We start from the raw sequence: 8205 nt of genomic DNA on the forward strand, positions 1-8205 counted from the left end.
ATCCCCCCTAGCCCCCCTTAAAAAGGAAATCGACTCGGAAGTCCCCCTTTTTCAAGCGGATTGAGATCGATCCCCCCTACTATCTTTGAAAAGAAAATCGGCTCGGAAGTCCCCCTTAAAAAGGGGATTTAGGGGGATCTCAACCGTTTTGCTACGCCGCCGATATCTTTTCAAATATCCTCTCAATTAATGCCGCGCATAGGCTGCATTTCCCTGCTTCAGCGCTTCATAATGCCATTCGTAAAGAATCTCTAGCTGACTGCCGTACTCCTGTAGCAGCGCCACCTGACGCCGATACAGACCGCGAAACAGGTTAGCAAACAACAGCGTCAGAATCGCCACCCCCAAGCCTGCTGCCGTCGATACCAGCGCCTCGCTGATACCGCCAGTCACTAGCGCGGCATTTTCCCCAATCTCCCCAATCTGAATCGCCGCAAACGAGCGAATTAAACCCAAAATTGTCCCCAGCAGCCCCAGCAGCGGCGACACGGCGATAATGCTTTGAAACACCGTGTTGAAGCGCTTCAGCAGCGGCAGTTCTGCCTGGGTTGCGCTCTCTAGGGCGAGGCGAAACTGGTTAGGGGAGGCTCCTTCAAGCTCTAGAGCTTCTAGAAAGATGCGGGCGAGGGGTAAGTCGAGATTTTGCTTTAGCTTGGCGAAGACATCGATAGGTGCATGGCGATAGGTTTGCAGAATGTCTTTGACAACCCGGCGCTGTCGTCGGTTGACCCGCAACCAGAAGATAGAACGCTCAACGATGAGGGCGATCGCGGCGATAGAAAACAGCAGCAGCGGCACCATGACAATACCGCCAGCGACGAAGAGTTCACTTAGAGACATGTTTAGCGACTTGTACGTACAGAGAAGCCAGATTTACTAGACTGTGGCTCTCAATAATTGATGAATGGCAGCGTAAATCTAAATGAGAATTAATGTCAAGTATTTGCAACGACGAATTTACGGTTCTTAAGACTAACGAGGCGGCGATCGCAGGTGTTCTAAGCGTTTCAGTCTCTATAATGGATTGATTTAACCGAAATAGGCTGCTGAGGAAGATTGTTTTGATTGACGAGCTGCTTTATAGTTTAGGCAAGGATTATTTAATGCGAAATCAACTCATTAAAAATAGTATTTGTTCGCATCAGTCATAATTTTGTTTTTGAACTGAGTAAGTTGGAACTATGGGTCTTTCACAAGCCTGTCTTGAACAACACGACAAGGAAAATGCCCTGACGCGGCGGTGCCTCTCGTGGGGACTGCTGAGTGCTGTGGGTGTGCATGCAGGCTTCGTGCCGATGTTGCTCTTGATGCCAACGCCCCTAGCTGCAACGAAGACTCCCAACCGCATTGAGCTGGTCGTGACACCGCCGGAACCAGACCCAGCCGTTGTAGAACCAGAAACTGAGCTAGCCGAGGAAGTGAGTGCAGCCGCGCCTAGTCAACCCGCTGCTAGCCAGCCAGCGGCTGCACCTGCCCTTCAACCGGTTGCAGCCCTCCCCCCCCCAGCAGCCCCTTTGCCAGCCCAGCCGGAATCCGCCCCTGAAATTGTCGAGGCCGACGAAGATCAGCCAGACCTTGAAGATGAGGCGGTTCTACCGGAAACGTCTGAGGAAACTGAAGATGCTGTAGAAACTGAGCCAGATGGGCGCTTAGCAAAGACTGAGATATCTGAAAGTGAAGCTGAACCAGAAACCAATATTGATGACATTCGCAGCTCACTCAGTCGGCTTTTTTCCCAAGATGAAATCACCCGTGACTCGGCGGACAGTGGTACCGATGCCGCAATCGCTGCCGATACGGCTGCATCAGGCGGTGAGACAGCGGGCACCGCTGAAACTGATTCTGACGGCAGGGAAACAGCGCGGGCGACTGGCTCTCGTTCAGGCAGCAATGATGCCGAGGCTTCCGGCTCCGATGGCAGGGGGCGTAGAGGCGCGGCTCGTACGGTTAGTTGTCGTCGCTGCGATCGCCCAGATTATCCTGAATCAGCCCTAAACGACGGTGTAGAAGGCAATCCTCAAATAGAAGCCCGCTACGACGCTAACGGCAACGTTGTGAGCGTAACGCTAGTTCGCTCCAGCGGCAATGCCGAGCTTGACCGGGCTGCCCTAGAAGCCGCTCAAGGCTATGAGTTTGACACCGGAGGGCAGCAAGGTAGCATCCCGATTGAAATCGATTTTGCGGTTGAAGGCTCTCGCCGTTACCGAGAAACGCAGCGTCGCGGTGAGCGTCGTTCAGTAGAGGTTGCTTCCCCCGAACCACCCGCCGCCAGTTCGTCCCCCGCACCGACAGCCCGTAACCGTCCGGCTGAAGAAGCTGAGACAGATGCGTCTGAATCTCAGCCATCTACACCCGCAGAACCCGATATTGAGAGCCAAGCAGGGACTCAACCTGCTTCAGCCTCAGAAACAGAGTCCTCGGCGGTTACTAATACGGCAGAAGATGCGATCGCGCCAACATCAGGCAGTTCGGCAGCCGATGCAGCTGAGCCGACGACGGCTGAATCGTCGCCCCCGCCGGCACCGCCTGCTAATGAACCCGCCTCGCCGCCCCCGGCCAATTCGGCTCCTGAGCCGCCGCCCCCGGCAGCGCCCCCGCCGATCTCTGAACCCGCGCCCCCTCCGGCAGCACCCCCGTCCCCACCACCAGCAGCAGGTGAGGCAACTGCTGAATGAGTTGGGCTGGCTCGGCCTATTGCCACTAAAAGCCGATAGTTGATATCAATTCTCGATTTTGGATTTTCGATTTTGAATTGAACAGTCTTGGCTCTGCATCCGTTTCGTCAGTCTCATCTGCACCTTTCTTTTGCAGAATTGGTATGAGCCGTTGAGCAGTGTTGCCAATCTACCCAGCCCCTTGATCGGGTAGATTGGCCTCAACCTGGCGTAGGGGTTGCGTTCTAAATCCTACTATTGCAACCAGCAGCGTGGCTAAACCTGCCATCCCATGGAGCAAAGACATACCCGCGCCAGCATCGGTGCCCAAGAGAGAACCAAAAATAGGAGACAGCGCTCCGTTGGGCTGCATGGCAGGCTCAAAAACCGTATCCGCTAACGGCCCAGCAATCAGCGCCGTAAAAGCACTAATTGTGATGCCGATTAAATGATCGGCAGCAAAAACCCTCCCCTGCAAGCTGGGCGGTATTTTGGCATACCAGATGGCGTTGCTAGAGCTAAGCAGAATCGGCACATTGATGAATGTATAAACGCGAGCAGGAATCCAAACCAGGGGTATTGAACCCAGGCCGACCGCTATCTTGCCAATGCCGACCCCCGTAAAGCCAAGCAGCATACCGCGAATTCGCGGCTGAAAGCCGTTCCAAAGGCTCATCAGCCCTCCGCCCATTAGTCCGCCCGCCCCTGCCGCCATGGAAACGCCCCCCAAGATCAACGCACTGCCATCGGTGCGAGCCAAAATCATGGGTTTAAACACATATTCGCCAAGCTGATGAAAGAACCAAAAGCAGGAAAAGGTTAGCGTCAGGAGTCGCAGGTTGGAATTTTGCCAGATATACCGTAGTCCAAACGTCAGCTTATGCCAAAGCGACGCGGCGTTTGCTGCATCTGCTGTGTCAGAATCGGGCTGAACGGGCTGAGGAATCTGAACAACGCCTAGGGTAGCGATCGCCACTAGGGCGGTCAGAACGTCGATACCAATAATACCGCTCAGCCCTATCAGCGGGTATAAAATACCCGCCAATCCTGGTGCAAGAATGGTGGCACTGTAATTCACAATCGTTCGCATAGCTCCGGCTCTGGCAAGGTGCTGCTTGGGCAACAGCAGCGCAATTGAAGCAGAATAGGCCAAATTTTGGATTTGAGAAAAGCAAGTTTGTACGGCCACAATAATGTACAAATGCCAGATTTCTAGCCAATGAGTCACATACAAACCCGCTACAAAAATAGTGCTGAGTAGGGCACCGATATCGCCGAAAATCATCAGCCGCTGGCGATTAAACCGATCGACGAGGATGCCCGTTGCCAAAATGACAAACATCAGCGCTAGTTCTGAGAAAAAGCCGAATAGGGTCAAAGTGGTGGCCGATTCGGTGCGCTCCCAAATCCACAAGATGAAGGCAAAAACCGTCATGGCGCTGCCAATCGTCGAAATCATCTGGCCGAACCAGATGAACGTAAACGTTTTCATAGAAGTTGCCAAATCATTTCAACCGATTGCCAGCAGAAGGCTAGGACGGTGGCTCGTTGAGCAGATACTGAAATAAATCATTCAGCACTGCGTGAGCGGCTAAAATGTCTAGTCCGCTCCACTCCCAAAGATTGACGCGATAAATTTGATCTTGCTGCACCACCTGGAGCGTCTGCCAAAGGGGCTTTTGCATCAGCGCTTCCTGATCGAGATCTAGATCGTTACCACTTTTAGGAATAAAAAGAACGTCGCCATCAATGCTGTCAATTCGCTCTGGCGAAAAGACCAGTCTGCCATTGGCGGGTGCAATCACATCTTGAGCCGGGGGACGATGCAGGCCAACATCTTCTAAAATGCTGCCTGGAAATGAATTTTTGGCTTCTGAGTAAAGGCTACCGCCCAACGCATAGGCAATGGAAACTTCCTGTTGCAGTCCCTGTTCGCCCAGCCGTTGCCGCAGCTGATCGACGCGGCGAGAATAGTCCTGTAGTAATTGTTCCGCTGCTGGTGTTTGATCAAAGACCGCAGCGACCTCTAGGACAAGTTGCTGCCAGTCACTGCGATCGCTTAGCTCAAACAACACCGTCGGCGCAATTGCTGACAGTTGGGGATAAATTGACTGATGCTGCTTTTCTAAGCCCAAAATCAAATCGGGATGAATCTGGGCTATCTTTTCTAAGCTGGGCTGATCGTCACTCCCCACCCATTCAATTCCGTCTACTTCATTCTGGAGATAGGGTTGCACATTAATGCCAGCAAACGCCTCGTAGGTTGCCGTGCCCACAGGCTTGATGCCTAATGCCACTAGATTAGCCAAAGCGGGTAGCGTCAGAGTGACCACACGCTTAGGAGATAGGGGCACACAGCTTTCTCCCATAGCATGTTGCACCGGACGGCAGTTTACGGCTGTCGAAGCAACCTCAACCTCAGAAGCGGCGTCGGGATTGCAAGCTGCAATCACAAAAACTGCCAGGATAGAGAAGAGGACATAAGGGAGATGCCTCAGCCCCGGTGGTTGCCAACCTAAAAGCCGCTGGCTGACCCGACGCCCTAACGTCACAAGGCTGCGTCTTAGAATTGCCATGATACAGTGCCCAATACGGTCAAAGGTTCGCCAGCGACGATTTCTAGGTCGTTGCCGCTGCGGGAGGCTTCAAAGTAGTCAATATCGAACAGGTTTTGAAAGTTGAGCTGAAATCGCACCTGATCGCGCTGGTAGTAAACCATCGCGTCACTGCGAACATAAGCAGGCAGTTCAAAGGTGTTATTGAGATTGCCTTCGCGATCGCCGACAAAAAACAGCCCTAGGCCAAATCCTAACCCTTGCAGATCTCCCTGCTGAAGCTCGTATACGCTCCACAAGCTAGCTGAATGTCGGGGCACATTGAACAACTGGCTACCCTCGTCAAATACCTCATCTTCAGTAATTTCTGCGTCAGTGAACGTATAGCTGGCAATAAGGCTCCATCCAGGCAAAACTTCGCCCTGTAGATCTAGCTCAATGCCGCGACTGCGCTGTTCTCCCGTTTGAATTTGAAATAAGGAATTGCTGGGATCTGCGGTCAGCACGTTATTCCGGGTTAAGTCGAAGAAGGCTAAAGTGGCGAATACCTGGTCATTTAAAAGATTCGCCTTCACCCCCACCTCGTATTGAGTCCCTCGCTCTGGCTCAAAGGTTTCTCCGGTTGCGGTTTGTCCTGCTTGGGGTGTGAATGAGCGGGCATAGCTAGCATAAAGCGAAACATCTTCGCTGGGCTGATACACCAAGCCCAAGCGAGGGCTAAAGGCTTCGTCTTGCTGAAATTCGTCTGTACCCGCCAGCCTGTCGCTGACCTCACTACCCGCAATATCAAAGCGTCCGCCCAAAACCAAAATTAGGTTGTCGTTGAAGGCAATTTGATCTTGCACGTATAGCCCTAAGGCATCAGTGCGGGTAAAGAGATCTTGTCTCAGCACCTCAGGGCCAATAAAACTGGGCACATAGACGGGATCAAAAATGTCAATTGGGGCAATGAGGTTAGCAACAAAGCGATCGGTCACCGTCTCTCTAGACAGTTCAGCCCCTAGCAACAGCGTATGATCGATAGATCCGGTGCTGAATTGGCCAGTGACGCTGTTATTGAGCGTATAGCTATCTCGATCGGTATCGACATCAACCAAAGCCCGTAGCAAGGTTCGCTGATCTAAGCTGGGACACAAAAAGACGAGAGAACCGACATCGGGACACAGACCTAGCGGGAAAACAACTGTGTTGGTTAATTCTCGAAAGAAGCTGCCATTAAACTCGTTGCGAATTGACCAATTGTCGCTCAGGTCGTGCTCCAACCGATAGCCAATACGGCTGACTTGCTCTTCCACTTCGACTAAATCCGGTTCACCGAGGTTGACATCTAAATCAATTTCGCCGTTGGGATTGTCAATAACGGTGCCGACGGCGGGCAAGGCCGGGGCATCTGCTGATGTATTGTTTCTTAAATAGCTGGCTTCGAGGGTAAAGGTTGTGTCGTCGTCAATTTGCCAGGACAGCACCGGGGCAATGAAAGGTCGCGAGTCTACCTCTTCAAAATCAACGAAGCTACCCCCAAACTCAATGGCCGCATTTAGCCGATAGAGGAGGGTTTGGCTGGCGTTGAGAGGCCCGGATAAATCAATGGCCGAACGATGTAGGCCAAAGCTATTTAACTGATATTCCTGTTCGTAGAACGGTTCGCGTAGGGGCTGCTCTGTGACGACGTTAATCGTACCGCCGAGATCGCCGAGGCCGTATAGAACAGAGGCAGGGCCTTTGAGGACTTCTACTCGATCCACATTGCTCAGATCTACGCCTAAATCTCCAAACGTGGTATCGCTGAGGCCATTGATCAAAAAGTTGTCGCTGTTGAAGCCGCGAATAATGACGGCGGTAACAGGCGATCGCGCCGATGCAAAAGAGGGCTGCACACCGCTAACGTTACGTAGCGCATCATTGAGTGTGATTGCTGCCTGGTCGTCGATGACGGCCTCTGGCACAACCTGGATAGATTGGGGAACTTCTAGAAGGGGGGTATCGGTTCGAGTACCCACTGCGGCATCGGTGACGCTGTAGTCTTCCCGTTCGCCTGTAACGGTGATTTGAATCGCCGCTTCAGGTGCATCGGCACTGGGTACGCCAGGGGTGAGGGCGATCGCCAGTCTTTGAGCACCTACAGTTACATTGGCTGCTGGCGGGGCTTCTGTGCCTGTAACGGCAACTCGGATCCCGGTTGGGGTTGAGGTTACAGCGATAAAAGCAATCCCTGGGGCTGGCGCGGCTGCCTGAAACTGATCTTGATCTGGCAAAGCCAAAACCGCATTGGGAATATCAGCAATTAAGGCATTTGCAATCGTCGTCAAATTTGGGGCCAAGAGCGAGGCTGTCGCCGTTTCTAAAATTAGTTCAATGCCCGTTTCGCTCTGGTTTAGCCGCACAGCCGTCACCAGCACCGCAGATTGATCGCTCTGGGCTACCTGGACTTCACCTAAATCATTGATCTGAGCGAGATTGGGGTGCGAAGCGACCTGAGGACGAGTATTTGCCTCAACGGAGTCAGACTGGGGAGTCTCTTGGGCTAAAGCAGGGGGGACAGCAACGCTAGCGGCGGCGGCTGTCAGCCAAACTGACCAGAACATCAAAGAACGCTTCAAAACTTCTCCTCACAAAACACTAGAACACACCGGGATAGACCTGTCTCACTAACGCCGGGGGCGAGTGAGCTAAAACTCAGGTTACTACAGTTGCTAAAATTTCTCATTAAAAACGAGAAATATGCCAATAAGCAGGCAGCTAATAACAATATTTTTTAACAATTTTAGGGCGAAATTTTGTTGAAAAACTCGGCTTAAAAGGCTCTGTAGCTACTCAAAAGCTCTGATCAACGCCGTTAGACGGTCTGAGCCTGAGTGCAAATCTAGAAAAATTTTGATCTCTATTGCAATCTATTCTTATTACTGATAGCCTAACCCTTGAACTAACTTTGATGAACTTTATTCGCAACTAGCAAGTTCAACCCTGTCCCGGCGAGGGTTTTGAGTTGCTGGGCT

General features: G+C 52.2%; 5 protein-coding genes. 1 reads left to right on the top strand and 4 read right to left on the bottom strand.

The features are described from left to right. Positions 1-186: 186 nt before the first annotated feature. Complete coding sequence (locus ACTS3T_RS23975; RefSeq protein ID WP_377965047.1) at positions 187-840, bottom strand: MotA/TolQ/ExbB proton channel family protein; 654 nt, start codon at positions 838-840, stop codon at positions 187-189. A gap of 341 nt (positions 841-1181) precedes the next feature. On the opposite strand from ACTS3T_RS23975, the gene ACTS3T_RS23980 reads away from it, so the two are divergent. Next, positions 1182-2675 carry an energy transducer TonB gene (locus ACTS3T_RS23980; RefSeq protein WP_377965045.1) on the top strand — a complete coding sequence of 498 codons (1494 nt, stop codon included), beginning with the start codon at positions 1182-1184 and terminating at the stop codon, positions 2673-2675. Between the two features lie 169 nt (positions 2676-2844). On the opposite strand, the gene ACTS3T_RS23985 is transcribed toward ACTS3T_RS23980, so the two are convergent. Genes ACTS3T_RS23985 through ACTS3T_RS23995 form a run of 3 tightly spaced genes read right to left on the bottom strand, consistent with a single transcriptional unit; the run spans position 2845 to position 7809 of the window. Next, positions 2845-4146, bottom strand: a complete 1302-nt coding sequence (locus ACTS3T_RS23985; RefSeq protein WP_377965043.1) for an MFS transporter — start codon at positions 4144-4146, stop codon at positions 2845-2847. A gap of 40 nt (positions 4147-4186) precedes the next feature. After that, positions 4187-5230, bottom strand: a complete 1044-nt coding sequence (locus ACTS3T_RS23990; protein ID WP_377965041.1) for an ABC transporter substrate-binding protein — start codon at positions 5228-5230, stop codon at positions 4187-4189. After that, positions 5218-7809 carry a TonB-dependent siderophore receptor gene (locus ACTS3T_RS23995; protein ID WP_377965039.1) on the bottom strand — a complete coding sequence of 864 codons (2592 nt, stop codon included), beginning with the start codon at positions 7807-7809 and terminating at the stop codon, positions 5218-5220. The genes ACTS3T_RS23990 and ACTS3T_RS23995 overlap by 13 nt, the downstream gene beginning before the upstream one ends. Between the last annotated feature and the right edge of the window lie 396 nt (positions 7810-8205).

Origin of the sequence: Almyronema sp. (assembly GCF_052168255.1) — a bacterium.
In the GTDB taxonomy this organism is placed as follows: domain Bacteria; phylum Cyanobacteriota; class Cyanobacteriia; order Phormidesmidales; family Phormidesmidaceae; genus Sphaerothrix; species Sphaerothrix epifaneia.

Coding starts and splice junctions, on each gene's coding strand:
- ACTS3T_RS23975 (WP_377965047.1), bottom strand. CDS start 840: ATGTCTCTAAGTGAACTCTTCGTCGCTGGCGGTATTGTCATGGTGCCG.
- ACTS3T_RS23980 (WP_377965045.1), top strand. CDS start 1,182: ATGGGTCTTTCACAAGCCTGTCTTGAACAACACGACAAGGAAAATGCC.
- ACTS3T_RS23985 (WP_377965043.1), bottom strand. CDS start 4,146: ATGAAAACGTTTACGTTCATCTGGTTCGGCCAGATGATTTCGACGATT.
- ACTS3T_RS23990 (WP_377965041.1), bottom strand. CDS start 5,230: ATGGCAATTCTAAGACGCAGCCTTGTGACGTTAGGGCGTCGGGTCAGC.